The organism is Agromyces italicus DSM 16388, assembly GCF_000421545.1.
Taxonomy (GTDB): domain Bacteria; phylum Actinomycetota; class Actinomycetes; order Actinomycetales; family Microbacteriaceae; genus Agromyces; species Agromyces italicus.
In genome coordinates, this window is the sequence record NZ_ATXF01000012.1 from 121,997 (window position 1) to 147,566 (window position 25,570).

The following is a 25,570-nucleotide window of genomic DNA, read 5'->3' on the forward strand; positions in this document are numbered from 1 at the left end:
GTGATGAGTGTACTACTCATCCGATGTTTCATGAGATTTCAGTGATGAACGTTGCGAATCCGTAGCGAAAACGACACAGAGATCAGACTACTCAAGGCGGTACACCCACTCAGCGGTACCCCCGAGGATCGCGGCCCGTTCGGTCGGCGACAGCTCGCCGAGGCATGCGCGCATCACGCGCCAGGTCGACGCGTAGCCGCCGTGCGGCACCGACATCGGCCAGTCGCCACCGTACATGAGCCGGTCGGCGCCGAACAGGTCGAGCGCGGTCTCCAGCAGCGGCCGCACGGAGGTCTCATCGAACGCCACGCCGGGCAGGTGGAGTCCCGAGAACTTCGCGACCGTGTTGGGCAGGGCGGCCGTCGCGGCGAACTCCCGACGCCACTCGTCGAAGCCGTCGCGGCCGACCGGCGGTTTCGCGAGATGGTCGATCACGACGGTGAGTTCGGGCAGCGCCGCCGCGAGACGACGCGCTGCGCCGAGGTGCCGGGGCCACGCATCGGGCACGTCGAACGCGAGGCCGCGCGCCGCGACCTCCGCGAGCGACGAACGGACCGCCGGCAGGTCGAGGAAGCCGTCACGCGGGTCGTCGTGCACGAGATGGCGGATGCCTCGGAGCCGGCGTTCTCCCGAGAGGTCGTCGAGCGCGCTGATCGCGGCAACGGTGTCGTCGAGCGGCACCCAGCCGACGACGCCCACCACCCACCGGTGCCGCGCGGCGATGTCGAGCATGAAGCGAGTGTCGGCGACCGTGTCGGCCGACTGTACGAGGATCGCCGCGTCGATGCCGGCGGCGTCGAGCTCGGCGCGGGCGTCGCCGGGCCCGAAGTCGGCGTACAGCGGGCCGAGTTCGGGCGTGATCCAGGGGTACGCTCCCACCGACCGCGTCCACAGGTGCAGATGCGCGTCGACGGTGCGGGCCGTGGTCGTCATCGGATGAGTCCCCCGGCCCGGAGCCTCGACCAGAGCCCTTCGGGCAGCGGCTCGCGCACGCGCCGCGCGTTCTCGGCGATGTCGGCGGGGCGTGCCGACCCGACGACCACCGAACGGACGGCCGGATGCTGCAGGGGGTACTGGAGCGCGGCGACCGGCAGTTCGACGCCGTCGGCCCCGCACGCGTCGGCGAGCCGTCTCGCGTGCTCGAGCAGCTCGGCGGGAACGGTGCCGTAGTTGTACCGCCCCGTCGGGCTCGGCGTCGGCGCGGCCAGCAGTCCCGAATTGAACACGGCGGCGGCGACCACCCCGACACCGCGCTCGACGCAGAGCGGGAGCAGTTCGTCGAGGGCGGGCTGTTCGAGCAGCGTGTATCGCCCGGCGATCATGACGAGGTCGAGATCGCCCTCGCGCACGGCGCGGGCCGCGGCATCCGCGCTGTTCGTACCGATGCCGATGGCGCCGACGACGCCCTCGTCGCGGAGTTTCGCGAGTGCGGGGAGGCCCTCGGCGAGGCCGCGGTCGAGGTCGTAGGCGTCGGGGTCGTGCAGGAAGGCGATGTCGATGCGGTCGAGACCGAGCCGGCCGAGGGACTCCTCGATGCTGCGGCGGATGCCCGCCTCGCTGGGATCGAAGCGGCGCACCGTGCGGTTCGGGACCGCGAAGTCGAATGCCAGGTCGTCGCCGCCCGAGAAGTCGGGGTTCGGGTCGAGCACCCGGCCGACCTTCGTCGAGACCACGAACTCGTCGCGCGGACGTTCGCGCATCGCCTCGCCGAGACGACGTTCGCTCAGCCCGAGACCGTAGTGCGGCGCGGTGTCGAAGTACCGGATTCCCGCGTCCCATGCCGCGTCGACCGCGGCCCGTGCGTCGTCCTCGCTCACCTCGCGATAGAGGTTGCCGATCGAGGCCGCCCCGTAGCCGAGCGGGCCGAGTCGTTCTGCGGTGAAGCCTCCGCTCATACGGGCACCTCGTTCACGTCATCGATCACGTGGGCACCGCGCCAGGTGTAGCGCTCGATCGAGGCCTCGTGCATCTCGGTGCCGGCCCCGGGCGCCGTCGGCGTGAGGTAGCGACCTCGCTCGACGACGGCCGGGGTGACGAAGTGCTCGTGGAGGTGGTCGACGAACTCGATCATGCGGCCGTCCATCGTGCCCGACAATGCCACGAAGTCGAACATGGAGAGGTGCTGCACCGCCTCGCAGAGTCCGACGCCGCCGGCGTGCGGGCAGACCGGCACGCCGTACTTGGCGGCCAGCACGAGGTTCGCGAGGTTCTCGTTGACGCCGCCGACGCGAGCGGCGTCGATCTGCATGACCGCCATCCCACCGGCCTGGAGGAGTTGCTTGAACACGATGCGATTCTGCACGTGCTCGCCCGTCGCGACGCGCACGGGCGCGACGCCTCGGGCGATGGCCGCGTGGCCGAGGACGTCGTCGGGGCTCGTCGGCTCCTCGATCCAGGCGAGATCGAACTCGGCGAGCGCGCGCACCCATTCGATCGCCTCGTCGACCCCCCAGCGCTGGTTCGCGTCGATCGCGATCGGGAAGCCCGCCCCGACGGCCGCTCGCGCGATGCCGAGCCGGCGCACGTCGTCGTCGAGCGAGCCGCCGACCTTGAGCTTGATCTGCGGGTAGCCGTCGGCGACGGCCTCCCGGCAGAGCCGTTCGAGCTTCTCGTCGGAGTAGCCGAGCCAGCCGGGTGTCGTGGTGTAGGCGGGGTAGCCGAGCTCGAGGAGCTTCGCCGAGCGTTCGGCGCGACCCGGCTCGGCCGCGCGGAACAGTTCGAGCGCCTCGGCCGGGGTCACGGCATCGGAGATGTAACGGAAGTCGATGAGCGAGACGAGCTCCTCTGGGCTCAGCCCGGCGAGCAGCTGCCAGAGGGGCAGGCCCGCCCGCTTGGCCTTGAGGTCCCACAGGGCGTTGAGCGCGGCGCCGATCGCCATGTGCATGACGCCCTTCTCGGGGCCGAGCCAACGCAATTGCGAGTCGTGCGCGAGGAGACGCCACGCCGAACCCATGTCGTCGAGAAGCTCCTCGACGTCGCGCCCGACGAGATGCGCCCGCAGCGCGTCGAGGGCGGCGACCTGCACGTCGTTGCCGCGGCCGATGGTGAACACGAAGGCGTGACCGGCGAGCTCGTCGGCGGCGTCCGTGCGGATCACGAGATATGCGGCCGAGTAGTCGGGGTCGGCGTTCATCGCGTCCGACCCGTCGAGTTCGAGGGAGGTCGGGAACCGGATGTCCCGGGTATCAACGCTGACGATCGTGCTCATGACGTCCTTTCGTGGGGCGTCATGAGCATAAACATCGGATGTCTCGCGTGTCAACTCCCTTGGAGTGTGCAAGAATCGCCCTGAATCATCACCCGGCCCGTGCATACTTCAGATGTTCGTGCGGCCCGCGACCGGAAGGACCACCAGAATGAGATTCGCCAGGCTCGGCGACGTCGGCTCCGAGATCCCCGTGCTGCTCGACGGCGAGCGCGTGCTCGACCTGCGCCCGATCACCGCCGACCTCGACGGCGGCTTCCTCGCAGGGGACGGCCCGGGTCGCGCCGCGGCCGCGCTCGCGTCGGGCGCACTGCCCGAGCTCGGCGGCGCCGCCGACCTGCGGATCGGCGCTCCCGTCGCTCGCCCCGGAGCCGTCTACTGCATCGGCATGAACTACGCCGCGCACGCGGCCGAGTCGGGCTCGGCACCGCCCGAGCACCTGGTGATGTTCATGAAGTCGCCGAACACGGTCGTCGGGCCGAACGACGACGTCGCGATCCCCCGCGGCAGCACCAAGACCGACTGGGAGGTCGAACTCGGCATCGTGATCGGCGCTCGCGCGAGCATGCTCGACTCCCCCGCCGATGCCCGTGCGCACATCGCCGGCTTCGTCACCGCCAACGACCTCTCGGAGCGCGACTGGCAGCTCGCCGTCTCGGGTGGCCAATGGTCGAAGGGCAAGAGCGCTCCGGGGTTCTGCCCCACCGGCCCCTGGCTCGCGACACCCGATGAGCTCGACGCCGACGACGTGCGGCTGCGGAGCTTCGTGAACGGCGAGCCCCGACAGGATTCGCGCACCGCCGACCTCATCTTCGGAATCGACACCATCGTGTGGCAATTGAGCCAGTTCCTCGCGCTCGAGCCCGGCGACCTCGTGCTCACGGGTACGCCCGAGGGCGTCGCCCTCTCGGGGCGGTTCCCGTACCTCGGTGCAGGCGATGTCGTCGAGATCGAGATCGACGGGCTCGGCCGCCAGCGCCAGCGCTGCATCGCCGGCTGACACGGCGCACGCACGCACCCCACACCAGACACCTCCAAGGAGCGAACATGAGCCAGCAACCGATCGGCCCCGACGAGTTCGACGGCCTCGTCGCCGTCGTCACCGGTGGCGCGTCGGGCATCGGCGCCGCCATCACGTCGCGTCTGCGCCGCGGCGGCGCCCGGGTCGCGGTCTTCGACTTGCGCCCGGAGAACGCCGAGGCCGACCTCGCGGTCGCCGTCGACGTCGCCGACGGCGACAGCGTGCGTGCCGGGGTCGAGCGCGTCGTCGCCGAACTCGGCCGCCTCGACATCGTCGTGAACAACGCCGGCATCGGCGCGCAGGGCACGATCGAGTCGAATACCGACGACGAATGGCACCGGGTGCTCGACATCAACGTGCTCGGCATGATGCGGGTCGCCCGTGCCGCCCTGCCGCATCTGCGCCGTTCACCCGCGGCGGCGATCGTCAACACCTCGTCGATCGCGGCGACCGCGGGCCTTCCCGAACGGGCGCTCTACAGCGCGAGCAAGGGCGCGGTCTCGGCGCTGACGCGCGCCATGGCCGCCGACCACCTGCGTGAGGGCATCCGCGTGAACGCGGTGAACCCGGGGACGGCCGACACCCCGTGGATCGGCCGACTGCTCGAGCAGGCGCCCGACCCCGCGGCCGAGCGCGCCGCCCTCGAGGCCCGCCAGCCGCACGGCCGGCTGGTCGCCGCCGACGAAGTCGCCGGAGCCGTCGCCTACCTCGCGAGCCCCGCCTCGGGTTCGACGACCGGAGTCGAGCTCGCCGTCGACGGCGGCATGCAGCAGCTGCGCCTGCGTCCGGCCTGACGGTCGGGCCGACGGCCCGCCCTCCCACCCGGGAACGGGCTCCGGACGAGCTCCTGGAGGCGAGATCCTTTCGCATCCTGGAATTCGACTGTCGCCATCGTGGAAGGTCGACCCCGCCGACTTGTACATCTCGACAAGCGATCAGGGCGTTCGGCGCGATAGCGTGAACAGGTGAAGTTCGCGCATCTGAGAGCCGAAGGCCAATCGACCCCCCGGCTCGCGGTGATGATCGCGGACGCGGCACTCTTCCTCGACGAGGTGCTCGAGCGCTCCCCCCGTGACCTGCAGGACCTCATCGAACGCGGCCCCGAAGGCCTCGCCGAAGTGCGCACCGCCGTCGATGCGGCCCTCGAGGCCGGCGCGGAACTCACGCCGGTGAGCGAGCTGCGACACGCCTCGGCCGTGCTGCGCCCGCCGCACATCCTCGCGATCGGCGCGAACTACGCCGCCCACTCGCAGGAGCTGAAGCTCCGGCACGAGACGGCGCCGACGATCTTCTCGCTCTGGCCGAACTCGCTCGGCTCGCACGGCGCGACGACCACCTGGCCCGAAGACCTGACGCACCAGGTCGACTACGAGGCGGAGCTCGGCGTGATCATCGGCCGTCCGGCCCGCGGCGTGCACGAGCGCGACGCGCTCGACTACGTCTGGGGCTACACGGTCGTCAACGACATCACCGCCCGGGACATCCAGTTCTCCGAGGCCCAGTGGTCGCGCTGCAAGTCGTTCGACGGCTTCACCCCCACGGGCCCCGTGGTCGTCACGGCCGACGAGGTCGCCGACCCGCAGGACCTCTGGCTCACCACGAACCTCGACGGCCGGATCCTGCAGGATGCATCGACGGGCGACATGGTGCGCAGCGTCGCGGAGATCATCGCGTACCTCTCGCGCTCGGCGACCATTCCGCCCGGCACGCTCATCTCGACCGGCAGCCCGGGCGGCGCGGGCTACTCGCGCAACCCGCAGGTGTTCCTGCAAGACGGCTCGACCGTGACGGTGTCGATCGGCGGCATCGGGTCGCTCACGACGCACTGCCGCGTCATCTGACCGGGTCGAGCCGCCCACCCGATCCGGCCGCGGGCGGACGCCTCGGGCCCGGCGCACGATCGACGCGCCCCCGAGGCATCCGGCTCACTCGTGCGGTTCCGAGCGCAGCTGCTGCACCGGAATGACCGTCGTGATCGGCCGGATGCCCGAGAGCTTCGACGGCAGCAATTGCGCGATCACGTCGTCACGGCTCATCAGCCCGGCCTCGACGACGAGGTCGGCGACGGGTCGGCCCGTCGCGAGGGCGAGCTTCGCGAGTTTCGCCGCCTCGGTGTAGCCGATGAACGGGATGAGTGCGGTGATCACGCCGACGCTCGACGCGACCATCTGCTCGAGTCGTTCGGTGTTCGCGGTGATGCCGTCGACGCAGTTGACCCGGAGGGTCCAGCAGGCCTGGCGCATCCAGGCGATCGACTGCAGCAGCGAGTGCGCGATCACCGGCTCGAAGGCGTTGAGCTGGAGCTGACCGCTCTCGGCCGCCATCATGACGGTGACGTCGGCGCCGGCGACCGCGTAGGCGACCTGGCTGACGGCCTCGGGGATGACGGGATTCACCTTGCCCGGCATGATCGACGAGCCCGCCTGCCTCGGCGGCAGGTTGATCTCGCCGAAGCCCGCCTGCGGTCCGGAGGAGAGCAGTCGAAGGTCGTTGCAGATCTTCGAGAGCTTGATCGCGCTGCGCTTGAGCGCACTCGAGAAGGTCATGAACACGCCGGTGTCGCTCGTCGCCTCGATGAGGTCGGGAGCGGTCTCGAGGTGAAGTCCGGTGATCGCGCTCAGGTGCTCGACGACGGATGCCGCGTAGCCCGGGTCGGCGGTGATGCCGGTGCCGATCGCGGTCGCACCGAGGTTGACCTCGCCGAGCAGCTTGATCGTCTCGCGCAGCCGGTCGATGTCCTCGCCGAGCGTCGTCGCGTAGCCGTGGAACTCCTGCCCGAGCGTCATCGGCACGGCGTCCTGAAGCTGGGTGCGGCCGACCTTCAGCACCTCGTGGAACTCGCGGCCCTTACGGCTGAACGCGATGCGCAGTTGGTCGAGCTCGGTGAGCATCGTGCGCAGCGAGAACGCCATCGCGATCTTCACCGCGGTCGGGTAGGTGTCGTTCGTCGACTGGCTGCGGTTCACGTCGTCGATCGGGTGGATCAGGTCGTAGCGGCCCTTCGGGAACCCGGCGATCTCGAGCGAGAGGTTCGCGATGACCTCGTTCGCGTTCATGTTCGTCGAGGTGCCCGCGCCGCCCTGGATGACGCCGACCACGAACTGGTCGTGGAGCTCCCCGTCGATGATGCGCTGGCAGGCCTCGTCGATCCACGCCGCCTTCTGCGGGGCGAGCACCCCGACATCGCGGTTCGCCCGCGCCGCGGCCTGCTTCACCGAGGCGAGGGCGACGACGAGCTCGGGGTAGACCGAGATGGGGCGCTTGGAGATCGGGAAGTTCTCGAGCGCCCGCTTCGTGTGGACACCCCAATAGGCATCGCCCGGCACCTCGACCGACCCGAGGGAATCGGTCTCGGTCCGGGTCGCCGGGATGGTCTCGGGCTCCTGCATGTCGTTCCTCCACGGAGCCGTGCGGCGCGTCATCGTGCGGACGCGCCGGAACCGGCCCCATCGCCTCATTCGCACGGGATCGCCGCGCGGTCGTCCCCTCGAGCCTATCGTCCGGGATCCGGGCGGAACGTGCACGGGCGCGACCGAGGCGTCCGGTTCGCGCGCCCGATCGAGACGCCCCGCACGAACAGACGGAACGGCGACGGGCGCCCCCACGCCCGCCGCCGCCCGGTTCTCTCGGGGTCAGACGCGACCCCCCTCGTCGACCCCATCGGCCGCGAGCAGTTCGCTCTCGACGGCGCCGCCGTAGCCCTCCGCCTGCGGGTCGCCGTGGAGTCCGCCGGAGACGGCGTACTCCTCCTCGGGCGACAGGATGAGCCGGTGACGGCCCCAGAGCGCGAAGCTCGCGAGCATCACCGCGTAGACCACGAAGATCGCGATGATCGCCGGCACGAACGTCGGGTTCAGGAGGAAGCCGAGGAAGATGAGCGCGGCGATCACCGCAGCCACCACGGCGCCGGGCACACCCCACGGGCTGCGGTACGGGCGCTTCGCATCCGGGTACTTGCGGCGGAGGATCACGAAGGCGACCATCTGAAGCAGGTAGGCGAGCACGGCACCCCACACCGCGATGTTCAGCACGATCGCGCCGGCGACCGCGCCCGCGCCCTCGGCGTCGACCTGGGCCAGCACGTCGAGCACGATGAGTGCCACGAAGCCGATGATCGCGCCCGCGACGAGCGCGACCCACGGCGTCTGCCGTTTTCCGGTGAGCGAGAGGAACTTCGGATAGTAGCCGGCCCGCGACAGCGAGTACATGTTGCGCCCGTAGGCGAACATGATGCCCTGGAGCGAGGCGAGCAGACCGATGAGCGCGAACAGGGCGAGTACCGCGGCGAGTTCGTCGCCGACGATGGCCCGGAATCCGTCGAGCAACGGCTCCCCCGCGGTGCCCGTGGCCTCCGCGCCGACGACACCGGTGTTGAGGAACAGCACGAGCAGCCCGGTCACGATGAGGGTCGCGCGGGCGATCAGGCCGGCCTTCGGGATGTCGCGAACCGGATCCTTCGACTCCTCCGCCGCGAGGGGCAGCTCTTCGATGCCGAGGAAGAACCACATCGCGAAGGGCAGGGCGAAGAGGATCGGCAGCACCCCGTGCGGCAGGAACGAGGTCTGCCCGGCGTCGGGCGCGATGTCGAACAGCTTGTCCCACGAGAACTGGCCGGAGAAGATCGCCATCGCGCTGAACACGAGCAGGATCGCGATCGAGATGATGGAGACGACGATCGCGAACTTGAACGAGATGCTCGCACCGGCCGAGTTGATGCCGATGAAGACGACATAGAGGATTACCCACCACAGCCATTGCGGCATCGAGAAGCCGAGCAGTTCGCTCGTGATGGCGTCGGCGTACGAGCCCGAGAAGAAGACGATGACCGCGGTCGTCGCGACGTATTCGATCGTCTCGGCGAGCCCGGTCACGAATCCGCCCCACGGCCCCATGGCGGCCCGCGAGAACGAGTAGGCGCCGCCGGTGTGCGGCATCGCCGAGCTCATCTCGCCGATCGAGAAGATGAGGCCGTAGTACATGACGACGAGCACCGCGAAGGCGATGAGCATGCCGCCGAACCCGGCGAAGTCGATGCCGAAGTTCCACCCCGAGAAGTCGCCCGAGATGACGGCCGCGACGGCGAGGCCCCACAGCCCCCAGACGCCGGCGGTGCGCGTGAGCCTGCGTTTCTCGAAGTATCCCGACTCGGCGGTCGTGTACCTCACGCCCGAGACCTTCAGGGTGTCTTTCGCCATCACAGGGCTCCCTTGCTCTCATCGCGCACGCAGGGGGCGGGCGCGGGATGCGATGCGTTGGTGAGGACTCTACGACTTCCAATGGTCGCTCGTACAGACCTTTTTCGAGCGATCTTCACTGGAACGCACCGAAAATTCCCATTTCGGGCAGCTCGTGTCATCGTCGGATGTGATGTAATGGTCGGCGCAAGCGACCATTCACCGACTCGATGCGGAGCCACGGATGACGACCCCGACCGGATACCTGAGCCTCGACGAACTGCGCGGAGCGATCGCCGACGGCGCCGTCGACACCGTGATCGTCGCATTCACCGACATGCAGGGCCGACTCGTCGGCAAGCGCGTCTCGGCGCGGCTCTTCCTCGAGGACGTCGCCGAGCACGGCGCCGAGGCGTGCAACTACCTCCTCGCGGTCGACGTCGAGATGAACACGGTCGACGGCTATGCGATGTCGAGCTGGGAACGCGGATACGGCGACATGGTCCTCGTGCCCGATTTCGACACTCTGCGCGCGGCGCCCTGGCTCGACGCGACCGCCCTCGTCACGGCCGATCTGCGCTGGCTCGACGGCGCCCCGGTCGAGGCCGCGCCCCGACGCATCCTGCAGCGACAGCTCGAGCGGCTCGCCGAGCGCGGCCTCACCGCCTTCGTCGGCACCGAGCTCGAGTTCATCGTGTTCGACGACGGCTACCGGGCGGCGTGGCAGAAGGGCTACCGCGACCTCACCCCCGCGAGCGACTACAACATCGACTACGCACTGCTCGCCTCCACCCGCATGGAGCCGCTCCTCCGAGACATTCGCAATTCCATGGACGGCGCGGGAATGTACTGCGAGGGCGTGAAGGGCGAGTGCAATCGCGGCCAACAGGAGATCGCGTTCCGTTACACCGATGCCCTCGGCACCTGCGACAACCACTCGATCTACAAGAACGCGGCGAAGGAGATCGCCGACCGGCACGGCAAGTCGCTCACGTTCATGGCGAAGTTCGACGAGCGCGAGGGCAACAGCTGCCACATCCACATCAGCCTGCGCGGCGACGGCGGCGAGGCCGTGTTCGCCGACCCCGACGAACCGCACGGCATGTCGAAGCTGTTCCGCCACTTCCTCGCAGGCCAGCTCGCCGCGATGCGCGAGCTCACGCTCTTCTCGGCCCCGAACGTCAATTCGTACAAGCGCTACGTCGCCGGCAGCTTCGCGCCCACCGCGATCGCGTGGGGTCTCGACAACCGCACCTGCGCGCTGCGCGTCGTCGGGCACGGGCACGGCATGCGCGTCGAGAACCGGGTGCCGGGCGGCGACGTCAATCAGTACCTCGCCGTCGCCGCGCTCATCGCCGCCGGGCTCCACGGGATCGAGAACGAACTCGAACCCGCCGAGCTGTTCGCGGGCAACGCCTACGAGAGCGACGTCGAGCGCGTCCCCGCGACGCTCCGCGACGCCGCCGAGCTGTTCGCCGGATCGACCGTCGCGCTCGAGGCGTTCGGCGAAGAGGTCGTCGCGCACTACCTCAACAACGCGAGGGTCGAACTCGCGGCGTTCGACGCCGCCGTCACCGATTGGGAGCGGGTCCGTGGCTTCGAACGACTCTGAACAGGGCGCGCGCACCGAGCAGACCAGGGGGAGAACGGGGGGCGGTGCGGATGCCGCGGCGGCGACGCCGGCCGCGGCATCCGCACCGGTGATCGGGATCACCACCTACCTCGAGCAGGCGCAGACGGGCGTCTGGGACGTACCGGCCTCGTTCCTCCCGAAGGTGTATCTCGATGCCGTCACCGACGCCGGCGGCATCGCGGTGCTGCTGCCGCCGCAGCCCGTCTCCCCCGAGATCGCCCGCCGCGTACTCCGCGCCCTCGACGGTCTCATCGTCGCGGGCGGTGCCGACATCGACCCCGCCCGATACGGGCAGGCGCCGCACCCCCGCACGGGTGCCCCGCGCCATGACCGCGACGACTGGGAGGACGCGCTGCTCACCGCCGCGATCGAGGCCGAGCTGCCGTTCCTCGGCATCTGCCGCGGCGCCCAGATGCTCAACGTCGCCCTCGGCGGCACCCTCGTGCAGCACCTGCCCGACCTCGTCGGCAGCGAGTCGTACCAACCTGGGCCGGCGGTCTTCGGCGAGGTGACCGTCGCCGTCGAACCGGGCTCCCGTCTCGCCGCGACCCTCGGCGACGCCGCCGGGGCGCTGCCGGTGCACGTGTACCACCACCAGGCGCTCGACGCGCTCGCGCCGGGCCTCACCGTCACGGCGCGCACCGGCGACGGCGTCATCGAGGCCGTCGAGCTCGAGGGCGTGCCGTTCGGGATCGGAGTGCAGTGGCATCCCGAGGAGAACGCGGCAGACCGCCGCATGTTCGCCGGTCTCGTCGAGGCCGCCCGCCGACACCGCACGAACAGGACCGAGGCATGACCCACACCATCGTGAACCCCGCCGACGAATCGATCGTCGCGACCGTGGCCGCCTCGAGTCTCGAGGAGACCGACTTCGCGATCACCCGCGCTGCGCGCGCGCAGCGCGGCTGGGCGGCGCTCGCACCGGCCGACCGCGCCCGGGCGCTGCGCCGCTTCGCTGCGGCCGTCGACGCCGCCGTCGAAGAGCTGGCTCTGCTCGAGGTGCGGAACTCGGGGCATCCGGTCTCGCAGGCGCGGTGGGAGGCCGGGCATGTGCGCGACGTGCTCGAGTACTACTCGGCGGCGCCCGAGCGTCTCTTCGGCCGGCAGATCCCGGTCTCGGGCGGGCTCGACGTGACCTTCCAGGAGCCGCTCGGCGTCGTGGGCGTGATCACGCCGTGGAACTTCCCGATGACGATCGCCGCGTGGGGCTTCGCCCCGGCTCTCGCCGCCGGCAACGCGGTCGTGCTGAAGCCCGCCGAGTGGACCCCGCTCACGAGCCTCCGCCTCGCCGAACTCGGCCTCGAGTCGGGACTGCCCGAGGGGCTCTTCCAGGTGATCCCGGGTCGCGGCTCGGTCGTCGGCGAGCGCTTCGTCACGAACGAGACCGTGCGCAAGGTCGTGTTCACCGGCTCGACCGAGGTCGGAAAGCGAATCATGGCGGGATGCGCCGAGCAGGTGAAACGGGTGACCCTCGAACTCGGCGGCAAGAGCGCGAACCTCGTCTTCGCCGACGCCGACCTCGAACGCGCCGCAGCGACGGCGCCCTACGGCGTGTTCGAGAACGCCGGGCAGGACTGCTGCGCCCGCAGCCGCATCCTCGTCGAGCGCAGCGTGTACGAGCGCTTCATGGAGCTCCTCGAACCGGCGGTTCAGGGCGTCCGGGTGGGCGATCCCGCCGACGAGTCGACCGAGATGGGACCACTCGTCGCCGCCGCGCACCTCGAGCGGGTTCGCTCATTCGTGCCCGACGACGCCGACGTCGCCTTCCGCGGCAGCGCCCCCGACGGCGCCGGATTCTGGTTCCCGCCGACGGTGCTCACACCCGCACGCGACGCCCGTGCGGCCCGAGAGGAGATCTTCGGCCCGGTCGTCTCGGTGTTCCCCTTCGACGACGAGGCCGACGCGATCCGCTTCGCGAACGCGAGCGAGTACGGCCTCTCGGGGTCGATCTGGACCCGCGACCTCAGTCGCGGCATCCGCGTCGCCCGCGCCGTCGAATCGGGAAACCTCTCGGTCAACTCGCACTCCTCGGTGCGCTACTCGACGCCGTTCGGCGGCTTCAAGCAGTCGGGACTCGGCCGTGAGCTCGGCCCCGACGCGCCCCTCGCCTTCACCGAGACCAAGAACGTCTTCATCGCCGTCGACTGACGGCCCGACATCGGCACAGGAGCAGCAATGTCAGAACTCCCCCGCATCGACCTCACCCGGCGCCTCGCCGGCCGCGTCGCCGTCATCACCGGCGGCGCCTCGGGCATCGGCCTCGCCACCGCGAAGCGGTTCGCCGCGGAGGGCGCGACCGTCGTCATCGGCGACCTGGATGCCACGGCGGGCCCAGCCGCAGCCGAACTCGTCGGCGGCCGCTTCGTGCAGGTCGACGTCACCGACGAAGCGGCGGTGAACCACCTCTTCGACGAAGCGGCGCGGGTCTACGGTTCGGTCGACATCGCCTTCAACAACGCGGGCATCTCACCGCCCGACGACGACTCGATCGAGACGACCGAGCTGCCGGCCTGGCAGAAGGTGCAGGACGTCAACCTGAGGTCGGTGTACCTCTGCTCGCGCGCGGCGTTGCGGCACATGGTCGCGCAGGGGCGCGGATCGATCATCAACACGGCGTCGTTCGTCGCGGTGCTGGGTTCGGCGACCTCGCAGATCTCGTACACCGCCTCGAAGGGCGGGGTGCTCGCGATGAGCCGTGAGCTCGGCGTGCAGTTCGCCAGGCAGGGGGTTCGGGTGAACGCACTCTGCCCCGGGCCGGTGAACACGCCACTGCTGCAGGAGCTCTTCGCGAAGGACCCGGAACGGGCGCAGCGTCGTCTCGTGCACATCCCCGTCGGTCGCTTCGCCGAGCCCGAGGAGCTCGCGGCCGCGGTCGCGTTCCTCGCGAGCGACGACGCCTCGTTCATCACCGGCTCGACGTTCCTCGTCGACGGCGGCATCAGCTCCGCCTACGTCACACCGCTCTAGGCTCGGAGGATGGACGAGACGGAGGGCGACGAGGCGGCCCCGACCGAGGTGCTGCGGGCGAGCCTGCTGTTCACGCCCGCGCGACCGGCGAACGCGTTCGAAGAGACGGTGCAGCGCCTGCTGCAATCGATCAGACTCGGCCTCGTGGGTCCCGGCGAGCGACTGCCCGCCGAGCGCGAACTCGCGACGATGCTCGAGGTGAGCCGCGACACACTGCGCGAGGCCATCGGCTCACTCGCCGAAGCGGGCTGGGTCGTGTCGCGCCGCGGACGCTACGGCGGCACCTTCGTCTGCGACGAACTGCCGACCGCGCTCCCGACGTCGGCCGGCGAACCGCTCGTCGCCTCGGCGAACCTGGAGGACACGCTCGCGCTCCGTGCGGTGATCGAGGTCGGCGCGACCCGCCGTGCGGCGGAGAGCGGGTTGTCGGCCAACGACCGCGAGCGGCTCTGGCAGGCGTACGAGGAGTGCCGTGCGGCCGACGGCGAGCAGTACCGAATGGCCGATTCCCGCCTGCATCTGCTCATCGCCGAGGTGCTCGGCGCGCCGAGCGTGATCCCGCTCGTCGCGGACGTGCGCATGCGGGTCAACGAGCTCCTCGACGGCATCCCACTGCTCGCGCCGAACATCGCGCACTCGAACGAGCAGCACCGTGCCATCGTCGGGGCGATCCTTCGCGGAAGCCCCGACGACGCAGCCGCCGCGATGGCCGAGCACCTCGAGGGCACCGAGGCGTTGCTGCGCGGCTTCTTCGCCTAGCTCAGAGGAAGGCGAACGGCAGCATCACGAGGCCGAAGGCCGCCGCCCCGATCGCGACGAGCGTCGCCCCGGCGAGGATGACCGCGTTGAGCACGATGCCCCAGATCGCCATCGTGCGAGCCGCCGACTCGCGCTTGAGCGCCATGATGCCGAGCACGAGGCCGACGATCGGCACGACGAAGCTGTAGCCCGCCACGATCGAGACGAGGCCGAGCACGAGGCTCGCGATGCTGAAGCCCCGCGACTCCGCGATCGGTGCGGCGGCGGGGTGCGGCTCCGCGTACGGCGCCTGGGCTGCGGTGTCGGTGACGGTGGTCATGGGCTGCTCTCCTGTTCGTGGGTGCCCGTTCGCGGGCACTCGTTGGTGGGTATGAGACCACGCTACGGTCGCGGCGCGGCCTGCGACATGGGGCTATCCCCCGGGTACGATCTGATGGATCCCACCCCCGACTCCCCCGAACGGAGCAGCATGACTCTGCCCTGGACCCTGCACGGCGACGGCAAGAACGTCGCACCGGGCGAGGTCGTCGCCCCTGGCGAACGCCTCAGCTGGCCCCGCACGATCGGCCTCGGCGCCCAGCACGTGGTCGCCATGTTCGGTGCGACCTTCCTCGTGCCGATCCTCACTGGTTTCCCGCCCGCGACGACGCTGTTCTTCTCGGGCCTCGGCACGATCCTCTTCCTGCTCATCACGAAGAACCGGGTGCCGAGCTACCTCGGCTCCTCGTTCGCGTTCATCGCCCCCATCAGCGCCGCGATGGGCGCGAAGGGCATCGCCGACCCGATGGGCGCCGCGCTCTTCGGCATCGTCGTCGTCGGCGTGCTGCTCGCGCTCGTCGGCCTCCTCGTGCAGTGGGTCGGCACCCGCTGGATCGATGCGCTCATGCCGCCCGTCGTCGCCGGCGCGATCGTCGCCCTGATCGGCTTCAACCTCGCCCCGGCCGCGAAGAGCAACTTCATGCTCGCGCCGCTGACCGCGCTCATCACGCTCGCCGCCGTGATCATCGCGAGCGTCGCGTTCCGCGGCATCCTCGGGCGCATGTCGATCCTCGTCGGCGTCGCGATCGGGTACCTCGCCGCCGCGATCCAGGGCGAGATCGACTTCGCACGCATCGAGGACGCCGCGTGGATCGGCCTGCCGACCTTCCATCTGGCGGCGAACCCGTTCGCCGACTCGGCCGTGTGGGGCTATCTTCCCGCGTTCCTGCCGGTCGTGCTCGTGCTCATCGCCGAGAACGTCGGCCACATCAAGGGCGTCGCCCAGATGACCGACCCCTCGATCAACAGGTCGACCGGTCGCGCACTGTTCGCCGACGGACTCGCGACGACCGTCGCCGGCCTGTTCGGCGGGTCGGGCACGACGACCTACGGCGAGAACATCGGCGTCATGGCCGCGACGCGCGTCTACTCCACGGCCGCGTACTGGGTCGCCGGCATCGTCGCGGTGCTGCTCGGCCTCTCCCCCAAGTTCGGCGAGGTCATCAACACGATCCCCGCCGGCGTGCTCGGCGGGGTCACCACCGCGCTCTACGGCCTCATCGGCATCATCGGCGTCAAGATCTGGCTCGACAACAAGGTCGACTTCTCGAAGCCGGTGAACCAGTTCACCGCCGCGACGGCCCTCATCATCGGCATCGCGGACTTCACCTTCGCGGTCGGCGGGGTGTCGTTCAACGGCATCGCGCTCGGCACGATCGCCGCGATCGTGATCTACCACCTCATGAACGGCATCGCGAGGGTGCGCGGCACCGGCTGACGCCTCGTCACGAGGAACAGGGATGCCCCGGGCTGAGCCCGGGGCATCCCTGTTTCTCAGACGCACAGACGCACAGACGCACAGGCGCTCAGGCGCTCAGACGCTCAGACGAAGAGCGACTCGATCGGTCCGCGGGCGAAGTACAGCACGAACCCGGCGCCGACGATCCAGAGGAGCGGGTGGATGGTCTTGGCCCTGCCGGAGAGGGCGTTCACGATGATCCAGCTCACGAAGCCCGCACCGATGCCGTTCGCGATCGAGTAGGTCATCGGCATCACCGTGATGGTGAGGAACACCGGCAGCAGGACCCGGAAATCGCTGAAATCGATGTTCTTGATCTGCGAGAGCATCATCGCACCGACGAGCACGAGGGCGGCTGCGGCGATCGCCCCCGTAACGAGCGAGGTGAGCGGCGTGAAGAACATCGCCAGCAGGAACAGGGCGCCGGTCACGACCGTGGCGAAGCCCGTGCGCGCGCCCTCGCCGATGCCGGCGCCCGACTCGACGAACACCGTGGACGACGACGACGAGGTGCCGCCGCCGACGATCGCGCCGACGCCCTCGACGACGAGCGCCGACTTGATGCGCGGGAAGTCGCCCTTCTCGTCGGCGAGGTCGGCCTCTTCGGCGAGACCGGTCATCGTGCCCATGGCGTCGAAGAAGTTCGAGAACACGAGGGTGAAGACGATCATCACGAGCGCCAGTCCGCCGACCTTGGAGAAGTCGAAGGTGAAGTCGACGGCGCCGATGAGGCTGAGGTCGGGCAGGCTCATGATGCCGCCCGCGAAACCGAAATCGAGACCGAACGGCCAGATGAGGTTGGCGACCGCGGCGAGCACCGTTCCGCCGACGAGCGCGATGAGGATCGCGCCCTTCACGCGCAGGGCGATGAGGACGCCGCCGGCCAGGAGGGTGATCACGAAGAGCACGGTGGGTGCCGTGGCCACCGAGCCGCCGACGCCGAGGTCGACCGGGGGCGACGGGTTGCCGGTGGCGCTGACGAATCCGGCGTTCACGAAACCGATGAACGCGATGAACAGACCGATGCCGACGGTGATCGCGAGCTTCAGCTGCACCGGCACGGCGTCGAAGATCATCTTCCGAAGGCCTGTGGCGGCGAGGAGCACGATGATGATGCCGTTGATCACCACCAGTGCCATCGCCTCGGACCAGGTGACCGAGCCGACGACCGAGAACGCGAGGAACGCGTTGATGCCGAGGCCGGCGGCGAAGGCGAACGGCAGGCGGGTGACGACACCGAAGAGCACCGTCATGACCCCGGCGGTCAGCGCGGTGGCCGCGGCGACGGCGGCGGCGTTCAGCGTGTCGCCTGCAACATCGGGCGTCGACAGGATGATCGGGTTGAGGATGACGATGTAGGCCATCGTCACGAAGGTGACGATGCCGCCGCGCACCTCGGTGGCGTAGGTCGAACCGCGCTCGGTGATCTCGAAGAAGCGGTCGAGCGCGCCGACGGGCTTCGTGCCGGCCGGGTCGTCAGGGTCGGTCTGGGGCGTGATTGCAGTGGTCATCCGGGAACCTTCGATGAGGGACGGGCGCAGGCGCGCCCGACGGGAGGTCTGTCGAGTATCGAGTCGAGGGGGTGATGCCCGTGCGAGATGCGGTCAGCTGAAGATCTCGATCAGGTGATCGCCGACGATCAGGTAGATGCCGACGAGCACGGCCACACCGCTCACGGCGAAGCAGGCCCAGGCGCCGACGAGCGCGGCACGCTTCTGGCCGTCGGTGAGCGGGCTCTTCTTGGCGGCCTTCTTCGCGCGCTTCTCTGCCTGCTTGATCTCGGCGGGCGTGACGATCGTGATCGCATCGGTGAACTCGGCCGGCGTGACGATCGGGGTGCGACCCGAGGCGGTCAGCAGGCGGATGCCCAGCGAGTAGGCGGAGACCACGACGGCGGTGCCGATGAGTGCCGAGACGAACACGAGAAGGAATGCGAGCCAGTCGATCACGACGTCACCTTCTTCTTCTTCGGCTTGGGGTTGCGCTTGATCTTGACCGCGCGTCCGGAGTCGGCGACCTCGCTGACCACGTTGTGGTGCGAGACCTCGCTGCGGCGCGACCACAGGAAGATGCCGATGATCACGCCGACGCCGACGACCGTGTCGATGATGATGCCCCCGACGCCCATGTGCGCGACGAGCGCGGCGAGTGCGCCGACGGCGCCCGCGGCGGGCAGCGTGAGGAGCCAACCGACCCCGATGCGGCCGGCGGTGCGCCAGCGGACCTTCGAGCCGCGGCGGCCGAGACCCGAGCCGATGACCGAGCCCGAGGCGACCTGCGTCGTCGACAGCGCGAAGCCGACGTGGCTCGACGCGAGGATCGTCGCGGCGGTCGCGGTCTCGGCGGCGAAGCCCTGAGCGGGCTTGACGTCGGTGAGGCCGGTGCCGAGGGTCTTGATGATGCGCCAGCCCCCCATATAGGTGCCGAGCGCGATGGCGACCGCGCAGGTCACGATGACCCACCAGTACACGTCGCTGCCCGCGGGCTGGAGGCCCGCGGCGACGAGCGTGAGCGTGATGACGCCCATCGTCTTCTGCGCGTCGTTCGTGCCGTGCGCGAGCGCGACGAGCGACGATGAGAAGATCTGCGCATGGCGGAAGCCGTCGCGGCCGTCGGGCTTGCCGTCGTAGCGCCGCGTGATCGCGTAGGCGAGCTTCGTCGCGGCATACGCGATGAGGCCCGCAGTGACGGGAGCGAGGAGCGCCGGCAGGATGACCTTCGAGGTCACGACCGCGAAATCGATCGGGTTGCCGGCGCCCGCGATCCAGGCGCCGACGAGCGCCGCGCCGATGAGGCCGCCGAACAGCGCGTGGCTCGAGGAGGAGGGCAGGCCGAGCAGCCACGTGATCATGTTCCACACGATCGCGCCGATGAGGCCGGCGAAGATCAGCTCGGGCGTGATGAGCACGCCGCCGTCGCCCTCCTTGATGATGCCCCCGGAGATCGTCTTCGCCACCTCGGTCGAGAGGAAGGCGCCGACGAGGTTCAGCAGGGCGGCCAGCGTGACTGCGGTCTTCGGCTTCAGCGCGCCGGTGGCGATGGGCGTCGCCATCGCGTTCGCCGTGTCGTGGAAGCCGTTCGTGAAGTCGAAGAAGAGCGCCAGTGCGATGACCAGCACGACGATGAGGGTGAGATCCACCGGCGTCTTTCTTGCGAGAGGGAAGAGTTCACCTGGATTTCAGGAACCCCGACGATCCTACGCGACCGATGCGCGCTCCGTCACCACCGTGGCGAGATCCTCGCCGAAGACGAAGGTGCGACGCACGGTGCCGCCCGCGAGCACGCCCGGAAGCCACCGCTTGGCGTCGTCCCACATCTCGTCGTAGGGCACGTCGGCGAGGGCGAACCACTCCGGGTCGAGCTCGTCGGATGCCACGGGGTCGCCCTCGAAGCGCCGCGTGACGAACACACTCGATTCCTGGCTCCACGACTCGCGGTGCGGGAAGTGGTAGCTGAGGAGGCCGCGCGGCTCGAGGTCGGCTTCGGCCACGACGAGGCCCGACTCCTCGAAGACCTCGCGCACCGCGGCATCCACCGCCCGTTCACCCGGTTCGAGCTTGCCGCCGAGCCCGACGAAGTACCCCTCGCCGAGGCCGTGCTTCTTGCGCCCGAGGAGCACCTCGGTGATCCCGTCGCGTTCGCGCAGGAGGTAGCAGACGCAGACCTGGTACACGGCTCAGCCGAAGAGGACGCGCGCCTCGTCGTACCGCGACTGCGGCACCCGGTTCAGGGTGCCGACGGCCTCCGCGATCGAGACGGTCTTGATGTCGGTGCCCCGGAGGGTGACCATCGAGCCCCACGCATTGTCGTAGACGGCGTCGATCGCGGCCATGCCGAGGCGCGTCGCGAGCACCCGGTCGTAGGCCGAGGGCGCGCCGCCGCGCTGGATGTGGCCGAGCACGGTCGCGCGCGACTCGATGCCCGTGCGCTCCTCGATCATGGGGGCGAGGATGTCGGCGATGCCGCCGAGGCGCGGGCGGTTGAACGCGTCGAGGCCCTTGTGCGAATGGGCCTCGCTCATGCCCTCGAGGGTGAAGCCCTCGGCGACGACGACGAGGGGTGCGCGGCCGCGGTCGCGCACCGACTCGACCCACTCGCAGATCTGCTCGATCGTCTGCGGCTGCTCGGGGATGAGGATCGCGTGCGCTCCCCCGGCCATGCCGGAGTGCAGGGCGATCCAGCCGACGTGGCGGCCCATGACCTCGAGCACCATGCAGCGGCCGTGCGAGTCGGCGGTCGTGCGGAGCCGGTCGATGGCCTCGGTCGCGATCTCGACGGCCGTGTCGAACCCGAAGGAGTAGTCGGTGGCGGCGAGGTCGTTGTCGATCGTCTTCGGCACGCCGACGACGTTGATGCCGCCCTCGTCGTGGAGGCGACGGGCGGCCGTGAGCGTGCCCTCGCCGCCGATCGCGATGATCGCGTCGATGCCGTGCGCGTCGAGCATGCGCTGGATGTTCTCGGGGCCGCCGCCCTCACCCTCGAACGGGTTGGTGCGGCTCGAGCCGAGGATCGTGCCGCCCTGCTTGGCGAGACCGCGCACGTCGTGGCGCACGATCGGGACGATGTCCTCTTCGACGACCCCGCGCCAGCCGTTGCGGAACCCGACGAACTCGGTGTCGTGCGAGATGACGCCTCGGAGGACGGCACCACGGATGACGGCGTTGAGGCCGGGGCAGTCGCCACCAGAGGTGAGCATTCCGATCTTCATGACGCGTTGGACTCCTTGCAGGTGGGGAAATCGTCGCTGGAGCCGCTTCTTCGGGGCACGACTCCGGGAAGTCTAGCGAACCTCGACTCTGGTGAGGGTCGTTGGCAGATCGCGCGGTCGCCACAATGCGCAAGCATCACGTCCGAGGGTAGAAGGGGGGCGTCAAGTCTTTTGTGTGAATCGGGACGGGACTGCTGAAGGTTGAGTTGACTCGTGTCCTTATGCCGCGAGAGCGACTTCGGTTCTCATTATGGTCTCGAACTCGATGGGTGTGAGCTTTCCGAGCCTGCGCTGGCGTCGCCGCCGGTGGTAGGTCCGTTCGATCCAGATGATCATCGCGAGCCGGAGCTCTTCTCGGGTGGCCCATTTCTGCCGATCAAGGACGTTCTTCTGCAGCAGCGCGAAGAACGATTCCATCGCCGCATTGTCGCCGCACGCCCCGACTCTGCCCATCGATCCGTGCAGCTTGTGCCGGCGCAGCGCACGCACGTATTTTCGGGCACGGAATTGCGACCCTCTATCGGAATGAACGATCACGCCACGAGGGTTGCCCCGGTGGGCGACGGCCATGTTGAGCGCATCGACGGCCAGCCGCGCCTTCATCCTCGAATCGATCGAGTAGCCCACGATTCGGTTCGAGTACACGTCCTTGATCGCGCAGAGATACAGCTTGCCCTCGGCGGTCTTGTGCTCGGCGATATCGGTCAACCACAACTCGTTCGAGCGTTCAGCGGTGAAGTGGCGCTCGACGAGGTCATCGTGCACGGGCGGCCCGGGTCAGGGCCGCTTGCTCTTCTTCTTCGCGAACACGCTCCACAGGCCCTGCTGCGAGCAGAGACGCCAGACCCAACGTTCACTGAGCACATACCCCTGATCGGCGAGTTCGCCGCTGATCAGCCGGTACCCGAACGCCGGGTCGTCGTGATGGGCGTCATAGGCGGCGTTGATCAGATGCGCTTCGTCCCAGTCCCGGTCAGAGACCGGCTCGGCCAACCACGCGTAGTAGCCCTGCTTCGAAAAGCCAAGCACCCGGCAGGTCACCGCGACCGGCACCCGGACGGGCGCGGTCGTATCGCAAGGTCACGGACCAGCGGGTACATCATTTTGGGAGCGTCGCCTGGGAGAGATACGCGACGGCACGCCGCATCACCTCGGCCTCCTGCTCGAGCAGACGAATCCGTTTGAGCGCTTCCCGTAGCGCGGCCCCATCATCACCGGTCGACAGGGCCCCGTCAGGTGCACGAGAAACCAGCCCCCGCTCCTCGAGTTCAACCTTCTGGATCCAGGTCGACACTGCCGTCTTCGAAACCCCGAAGTCCTTCGCGATCTGCCGCTGCGTCGCCCCTCCCTGCCTGACCACCGCGACGACATCGCGCTTGAACTCATCCGTGTACTTCTTGGGCATGATGCTCCATCCTCCCGCACCACACCGGATACGGGTCAGGAGTCAACCAAACCTTCAGCAGTCCCAATGACGAGGTCGTTGCGTTGCGTCGCGAGGTCGCCCGGCTGCCGCGTGCGAACGAGATCCTGAAGACCGCGCAGCACACGATGAGTACGTCGCGGACACCGCGGTTACGCAGCTCGGTGAGCACACCGGCCCAGAACCGGGCGCCCTCGGTCTGTTCGATCCACATGCCCAGCACCCGTTTCCGACCGTCCAGGTCCACGCCCACGGCGATGTGGCAGGCCTTGATCCGCACCGCACCGCCGTCACGGACCCGGATCCGGATCGCGTCGATGTACACGATCGGGTAGACCTCGTCCAACGGACGGGAACGCCATTCCTTGACGAGGTCGTTGACGCTGTCAGTGATGTTCGCGACGGTCTCGTGGCTGATGTCCGTCCCGTAGGTCTGCTCGAGCCACTCGGCGATGTCCCGGGTCGTCAGGCCCTTCGCGTAGAGACCGATGACCATGTCATCGAACTCGGCGAACCGGCGGGTGCCCTTCGGCACCGTCACCGGCTCGAACGTCCCGGCCCGGTCCCGCGGCACCGCCACCTCGGCCGGGCCCGCAGCGGTCTGCACGGTCTTCGAGGTCGACCCGTTGCGCGAGTTCCCCGACCCGCGACCCTCGGCCGCGTACCGCTCGTACCCCAGATGCGCGGTCAGCTCACCCTGCAACGCAGCCTCGACCGCCTGCCGGATCAGGTCCGGCAACATACCGCCCTCACCCGTCAGCTGCACACCGTCGTACTGAGCCTGCTCGACCAGCTCAGCGACCTTCTCGCTCAACTCCGCCGGCACCGCAGGCACGTCCATCTCACTCGTCTTCATCATCACAGGAATCACCCTTCCGGAAGCGAACCGCTTCCCATCAGAGCGACCACCAAGGCCCAGGCGCGGGCAGCGGTGTCGGCCTGGATCGAGGAGTACAACCACGACCGACGCCACTCATCGATCGGGATGATCTCTCCGATCGCGTACGAGCTGGCCCTGACCCGGCCGGTCGAGGAGGTGAATGCCGCATGACCATTCCCAGTTCCCCATCCCGGCGCCAAGATGATGGCAGCGTCCTCGCCGGCGTCAAGGCCGAGCCCTCTGGGTGGCCTCCGGCCAGCCCTGACACCGGCTCCGGGCGCCGACCCGATCGCCCGTACGGACGGGGACCGGCACGCCCGATCAGACAAAATCAGGTCTCTACGGTTTCAGGGGATTGCCGCTCGCGAGCGTAGATCTGCGCGACCGACACGTTCGCGTACTGGTCGCTGTCCAGGACCGCGAGCACCTCGGCGCGTTCGGCTGGGCTCAACGCTGCCGGGTGCGGGCGGGGTGCCTCACGCGGCCCATGGACTCTCGGTTCCGGGTGCACGATCCGGTGGTGCGTCGCACGGGACAGCCCGACCAGGGTGCACGCGGCGACGACCCCGATCAGGCCGGTCAGCGCGGTCACGGCCTCGGTCTGCCAGGCGACCCAGCGTTCCCTGGTCGTCACGCGTTCCTGGACGAGAGCTTCCAAGAACGCGACCCCTTTCCCAGCACGTCCAGCGCATCCCGGGCCTGGGCGAGCTGAGCGTCACGGTCGGTGACGGTCTTCTCCAGCGCGGCGACTTGCTTGCGCAGCTGCACGATCTCTGCCTGCTCGGGCGAGCGTGCCGGGCTGGACGGGCGGGGCCCGTGACGCGAAGCCCCCAGCGTCCTCTCCGCGATCTGGGCCCGCCACTCGGTCACATGCGAGTCATGCAACCGGTCCCGGCGCAGCACCGCACCCTTCGAACCGACCGGTGCCGCGTCGTACTCGGCCACGATCTTCCGCTTGTACTAGGGGCGCTCTGTCCGTAATGAGGGGGAAGGTCACGATTCATCAACCATGCGAACCGACCGCGAGAATGCACGGGCAGTCGGCCCCCACAGGAGCACCACCGCCACGACGACGCCTGAAAACGCCAACCACAGAAGTGGTGTTCGGCCGATGATCGACAACTCGGTGAGTGCGACGATCGTCAGAACCCAGCGTGGCCAAGCTCTCCCTCTGCGTGCAAAGTACCCCGACGCTGCGACGCTCCCGCATGCGAGTATCAACAGATACACCCCAGTCGACGCGTCAACAAAGGCGATGTTTGGATCGGTGTCCCTCGGCAGGAGCACGGCAAGCGCGATGAAGGCGAGAAAGGCCGCAACGACGGCTGAACCATAGCAGAGTACGCTTGCTGCCTCAACGCTCGGCGGTGGTGGCCCTGCAGCCCGTAATGGAGTCAGAGCCCCGTCGATTCGGGCGCTGCGCTGGCCGCGTTTCCGTTGATTCTGCAATTCACTCATCGCTTCCATTGAGATTGCCAGTAGTCCCACTCCGCGTCGAGGAAGGCCGCGCCGTCATATGAGAGGGAAGCCATCGTTTCCGCGTCCATTCCTGAGGGATTTCGAGTTACCCATGCTTCCGCCACCTGCGGTGCAGCGGCCAGCGCGCTCCCCGCGAAGGGCCAGAAGGCGTCCCATGTTCTTACGCACTTTGTACTACAGAGGTGAGCGAACCTACTTTGACGATCCGCCGCAATGCTCACACAACTTTGATTCACATACCCTCCGCCTCCGCCGAGCACCTGAACCGTCCCAGGTTTGATGCCGCATCCTTTTGAGTTGATTGGATGTCATCATGCCGAAGAAGATCGATCCCGCGCTGCGTGAGCGGGCTGTCAGGCTCGTGCGCGAGCACCGGGCGGAGTACCCGTCGAACGCGAAGGCGATCGCGGCCGTCGCCCGCCAGGAAGGCGTGGGTGCGGAGTCGCTGCGCCGGTGGGTGCTGCAGGCCGATATCGATGCCGGTGACCGTGATGGCCAAACCAGCGAAGAACATGCCGAGATCAAGCGGCTCAAGGCCGAGAAC

Annotated in this window: 25 protein-coding genes and 1 pseudogene; 11 read left to right on the plus strand and 15 right to left on the minus strand. The window is 68.9% G+C overall.

The window, feature by feature from the left end; all coding sequences use genetic code 11:
* Positions 1 to 87: 87 nt before the first annotated feature.
* The 3 genes from H516_RS0117255 to H516_RS0117265 are packed head-to-tail and all read right to left on the minus strand — an operon-like array spanning position 88 to position 3,208.
* On the minus strand, positions 88 to 933 hold the full coding sequence (locus H516_RS0117255; protein ID WP_022890953.1) for an amidohydrolase family protein: 846 nt from the start codon (positions 931 to 933) through the stop codon (positions 88 to 90).
* A complete protein-coding gene (locus H516_RS0117260) occupies positions 930 to 1,895 on the minus strand; it encodes an aldo/keto reductase (RefSeq protein WP_022890954.1) in 966 nt (321 codons plus the stop codon). The genes H516_RS0117255 and H516_RS0117260 overlap by 4 nt, the downstream gene beginning before the upstream one ends.
* Positions 1,892 to 3,208: an L-fuconate dehydratase gene (locus H516_RS0117265; RefSeq protein WP_022890955.1), complete on the minus strand. Its 1,317-nt coding sequence runs from the start codon at positions 3,206 to 3,208 to the stop codon at positions 1,892 to 1,894. The genes H516_RS0117260 and H516_RS0117265 overlap by 4 nt, the downstream gene beginning before the upstream one ends.
* Before the next feature lie 148 nt (positions 3,209 to 3,356).
* Here H516_RS0117265 and H516_RS0117270 point away from each other — a divergent pair, with 148 nt between their 5' ends.
* The 3 genes from H516_RS0117270 to H516_RS0117280 all read left to right on the plus strand — a co-directional run bounded on the left by H516_RS0117270 (position 3,357) and on the right by H516_RS0117280 (position 6,067).
* The gene (locus H516_RS0117270) at positions 3,357 to 4,205 is read left to right on the plus strand and encodes a fumarylacetoacetate hydrolase family protein (protein ID WP_022890956.1); all 849 of its coding nucleotides are present in this window, start codon (positions 3,357 to 3,359) and stop codon (positions 4,203 to 4,205) included.
* Between the two features lie 47 nt (positions 4,206 to 4,252).
* Positions 4,253 to 5,020, plus strand: coding sequence for an SDR family NAD(P)-dependent oxidoreductase (locus H516_RS0117275; protein ID WP_022890957.1), 768 nt, complete (start codon positions 4,253 to 4,255; stop codon positions 5,018 to 5,020).
* A gap of 171 nt (positions 5,021 to 5,191) precedes the next feature.
* Positions 5,192 to 6,067: a fumarylacetoacetate hydrolase family protein gene (locus H516_RS0117280; RefSeq protein WP_026378962.1), complete on the plus strand. Its 876-nt coding sequence runs from the start codon at positions 5,192 to 5,194 to the stop codon at positions 6,065 to 6,067.
* An 84-nt stretch (positions 6,068 to 6,151) separates the two neighbouring features.
* On the opposite strand, the gene H516_RS0117285 is transcribed toward H516_RS0117280, so the two are convergent.
* Both H516_RS0117285 and H516_RS0117290 read right to left on the minus strand, forming a co-directional pair.
* Positions 6,152 to 7,615: an aspartate ammonia-lyase gene (locus tag H516_RS0117285; protein ID WP_022890959.1), complete on the minus strand. Its 1,464-nt coding sequence runs from the start codon at positions 7,613 to 7,615 to the stop codon at positions 6,152 to 6,154.
* 243 nt (positions 7,616 to 7,858) lie between these two features.
* Positions 7,859 to 9,421: an amino acid permease gene (locus H516_RS0117290; RefSeq protein ID WP_022890960.1), complete on the minus strand. Its 1,563-nt coding sequence runs from the start codon at positions 9,419 to 9,421 to the stop codon at positions 7,859 to 7,861.
* Positions 9,422 to 9,644: 223 nt separating this feature from the next.
* Here H516_RS0117290 and H516_RS22575 point away from each other — a divergent pair, with 223 nt between their 5' ends.
* From H516_RS22575 to H516_RS0117315, 5 genes are read left to right on the plus strand one after another with little or no spacing between them, the layout of a single operon-like run.
* The gene (locus tag H516_RS22575) at positions 9,645 to 11,012 is read left to right on the plus strand and encodes a glutamine synthetase family protein (protein WP_022890961.1); all 1,368 of its coding nucleotides are present in this window, start codon (positions 9,645 to 9,647) and stop codon (positions 11,010 to 11,012) included.
* Positions 10,993 to 11,829, plus strand: a complete 837-nt coding sequence (locus H516_RS22580; RefSeq protein WP_022890962.1) for a gamma-glutamyl-gamma-aminobutyrate hydrolase family protein — start codon at positions 10,993 to 10,995, stop codon at positions 11,827 to 11,829. Before H516_RS22575 ends, H516_RS22580 begins: the two co-directional genes overlap by 20 nt.
* Complete coding sequence (locus tag H516_RS0117305) at positions 11,826 to 13,181, plus strand: aldehyde dehydrogenase family protein (protein WP_022890963.1); 1,356 nt, start codon at positions 11,826 to 11,828, stop codon at positions 13,179 to 13,181. The genes H516_RS22580 and H516_RS0117305 overlap by 4 nt, the downstream gene beginning before the upstream one ends.
* Positions 13,182 to 13,208: 27 nt before the next feature.
* Complete coding sequence (locus H516_RS0117310; RefSeq protein WP_022890964.1) at positions 13,209 to 14,000, plus strand: 3-oxoacyl-ACP reductase; 792 nt, start codon at positions 13,209 to 13,211, stop codon at positions 13,998 to 14,000.
* Positions 14,001 to 14,009: 9 nt separating this feature from the next.
* Positions 14,010 to 14,759, plus strand: a complete 750-nt coding sequence (locus tag H516_RS0117315) for a FadR/GntR family transcriptional regulator (protein WP_022890965.1) — start codon at positions 14,010 to 14,012, stop codon at positions 14,757 to 14,759.
* Between the two features lies 1 nt (position 14,760).
* On the opposite strand, the gene H516_RS0117320 is transcribed toward H516_RS0117315, so the two are convergent.
* Positions 14,761 to 15,078 (minus strand): hypothetical protein, encoded by a 318-nt coding sequence (locus H516_RS0117320; RefSeq protein WP_245561898.1) that lies wholly within the window; start codon positions 15,076 to 15,078, stop codon positions 14,761 to 14,763.
* A 150-nt stretch (positions 15,079 to 15,228) separates the two neighbouring features.
* Here H516_RS0117320 and H516_RS0117325 point away from each other — a divergent pair, with 150 nt between their 5' ends.
* Positions 15,229 to 16,515 (plus strand): uracil-xanthine permease family protein, encoded by a 1,287-nt coding sequence (locus H516_RS0117325; protein ID WP_026378967.1) that lies wholly within the window; start codon positions 15,229 to 15,231, stop codon positions 16,513 to 16,515.
* A 104-nt stretch (positions 16,516 to 16,619) separates the two neighbouring features.
* Here the strand turns inward: H516_RS0117325 and H516_RS0117330 are convergent, their stop codons facing one another.
* The 7 genes and pseudogenes from H516_RS0117330 to H516_RS20830 form a co-directional block, all read right to left on the minus strand.
* Positions 16,620 to 18,047: an NCS2 family permease gene (locus tag H516_RS0117330; RefSeq protein WP_022890967.1), complete on the minus strand. Its 1,428-nt coding sequence runs from the start codon at positions 18,045 to 18,047 to the stop codon at positions 16,620 to 16,622.
* A gap of 93 nt (positions 18,048 to 18,140) precedes the next feature.
* Positions 18,141 to 18,485, minus strand: coding sequence for a hypothetical protein (locus tag H516_RS0117335; RefSeq protein WP_022890968.1), 345 nt, complete (start codon positions 18,483 to 18,485; stop codon positions 18,141 to 18,143).
* Complete coding sequence (locus H516_RS0117340) at positions 18,482 to 19,675, minus strand: inorganic phosphate transporter (protein WP_022890969.1); 1,194 nt, start codon at positions 19,673 to 19,675, stop codon at positions 18,482 to 18,484. The genes H516_RS0117335 and H516_RS0117340 overlap by 4 nt, the downstream gene beginning before the upstream one ends.
* A 57-nt stretch (positions 19,676 to 19,732) precedes the next feature.
* The gene (locus H516_RS0117345) at positions 19,733 to 20,209 is read right to left on the minus strand and encodes an 8-oxo-dGTP diphosphatase (protein ID WP_022890970.1); all 477 of its coding nucleotides are present in this window, start codon (positions 20,207 to 20,209) and stop codon (positions 19,733 to 19,735) included.
* Positions 20,210 to 20,212: 3 nt separating this feature from the next.
* The gene (locus H516_RS0117350) at positions 20,213 to 21,244 is read right to left on the minus strand and encodes a 6-phosphofructokinase (RefSeq protein ID WP_022890971.1); all 1,032 of its coding nucleotides are present in this window, start codon (positions 21,242 to 21,244) and stop codon (positions 20,213 to 20,215) included.
* Between the two features lie 219 nt (positions 21,245 to 21,463).
* A pseudogene (locus H516_RS21005) lies at positions 21,464 to 22,649 on the minus strand (IS3 family transposase).
* Positions 22,627 to 23,526, minus strand: a complete 900-nt coding sequence (locus tag H516_RS20830) for an IS256 family transposase (RefSeq protein WP_022890973.1) — start codon at positions 23,524 to 23,526, stop codon at positions 22,627 to 22,629. The pseudogene H516_RS21005 and the gene H516_RS20830 overlap by 23 nt, the downstream one beginning before the upstream one ends.
* A gap of 36 nt (positions 23,527 to 23,562) precedes the next feature.
* On the opposite strand from H516_RS20830, the gene H516_RS22955 reads away from it, so the two are divergent.
* Positions 23,563 to 23,718: an integrase core domain-containing protein gene (locus H516_RS22955; RefSeq protein ID WP_084620769.1), complete on the plus strand. Its 156-nt coding sequence runs from the start codon at positions 23,563 to 23,565 to the stop codon at positions 23,716 to 23,718.
* Between the two features lie 160 nt (positions 23,719 to 23,878).
* Here the strand turns inward: H516_RS22955 and H516_RS0117375 are convergent, their stop codons facing one another.
* Positions 23,879 to 24,205 (minus strand): hypothetical protein, encoded by a 327-nt coding sequence (locus H516_RS0117375; RefSeq protein WP_157432752.1) that lies wholly within the window; start codon positions 24,203 to 24,205, stop codon positions 23,879 to 23,881.
* Positions 24,178 to 24,492, minus strand: coding sequence for a hypothetical protein (locus H516_RS21010; protein WP_157432312.1), 315 nt, complete (start codon positions 24,490 to 24,492; stop codon positions 24,178 to 24,180). Before H516_RS21010 ends, H516_RS0117375 begins: the two co-directional genes overlap by 28 nt.
* Positions 24,493 to 25,339: 847 nt before the next feature.
* On the opposite strand from H516_RS21010, the gene H516_RS0117390 reads away from it, so the two are divergent.
* Positions 25,340 to 25,570: transposase (locus H516_RS0117390; RefSeq protein ID WP_026378969.1), on the plus strand; the 231-nt coding region annotated here is incomplete at its 3' end.

Excerpts from the sequence above, each read along its gene's own strand:
- H516_RS0117325 (WP_026378967.1), top strand. The coding sequence starts at position 15,229 with ATGACTCTGCCCTGGACCCTGCACGGCGACGGCAAGAACGTCGCACCG.
- H516_RS0117315 (WP_022890965.1), top strand. The coding sequence starts at position 14,010 with ATGGACGAGACGGAGGGCGACGAGGCGGCCCCGACCGAGGTGCTGCGG.
- H516_RS0117305 (WP_022890963.1), top strand. The coding sequence starts at position 11,826 with ATGACCCACACCATCGTGAACCCCGCCGACGAATCGATCGTCGCGACC.
- H516_RS0117330 (WP_022890967.1), bottom strand. The coding sequence starts at position 18,047 with ATGACCACTGCAATCACGCCCCAGACCGACCCTGACGACCCGGCCGGC.
- H516_RS0117275 (WP_022890957.1), top strand. The coding sequence starts at position 4,253 with ATGAGCCAGCAACCGATCGGCCCCGACGAGTTCGACGGCCTCGTCGCC.
- H516_RS0117270 (WP_022890956.1), top strand. The coding sequence starts at position 3,357 with ATGAGATTCGCCAGGCTCGGCGACGTCGGCTCCGAGATCCCCGTGCTG.
- H516_RS0117260 (WP_022890954.1), bottom strand. The coding sequence starts at position 1,895 with ATGAGCGGAGGCTTCACCGCAGAACGACTCGGCCCGCTCGGCTACGGG.
- H516_RS0117255 (WP_022890953.1), bottom strand. The coding sequence starts at position 933 with ATGACGACCACGGCCCGCACCGTCGACGCGCATCTGCACCTGTGGACG.
- H516_RS20830 (WP_022890973.1), bottom strand. The coding sequence starts at position 23,526 with ATGATGAAGACGAGTGAGATGGACGTGCCTGCGGTGCCGGCGGAGTTG.
- H516_RS0117350 (WP_022890971.1), bottom strand. The coding sequence starts at position 21,244 with ATGAAGATCGGAATGCTCACCTCTGGTGGCGACTGCCCCGGCCTCAAC.
- H516_RS0117310 (WP_022890964.1), top strand. The coding sequence starts at position 13,209 with ATGTCAGAACTCCCCCGCATCGACCTCACCCGGCGCCTCGCCGGCCGC.
- H516_RS0117320 (WP_245561898.1), bottom strand. The coding sequence starts at position 15,078 with ATGACCACCGTCACCGACACCGCAGCCCAGGCGCCGTACGCGGAGCCG.
- H516_RS22575 (WP_022890961.1), top strand. The coding sequence starts at position 9,645 with ATGACGACCCCGACCGGATACCTGAGCCTCGACGAACTGCGCGGAGCG.
- H516_RS0117285 (WP_022890959.1), bottom strand. The coding sequence starts at position 7,615 with ATGCAGGAGCCCGAGACCATCCCGGCGACCCGGACCGAGACCGATTCC.
- H516_RS0117290 (WP_022890960.1), bottom strand. The coding sequence starts at position 9,421 with ATGGCGAAAGACACCCTGAAGGTCTCGGGCGTGAGGTACACGACCGCC.
- H516_RS0117265 (WP_022890955.1), bottom strand. The coding sequence starts at position 3,208 with ATGAGCACGATCGTCAGCGTTGATACCCGGGACATCCGGTTCCCGACC.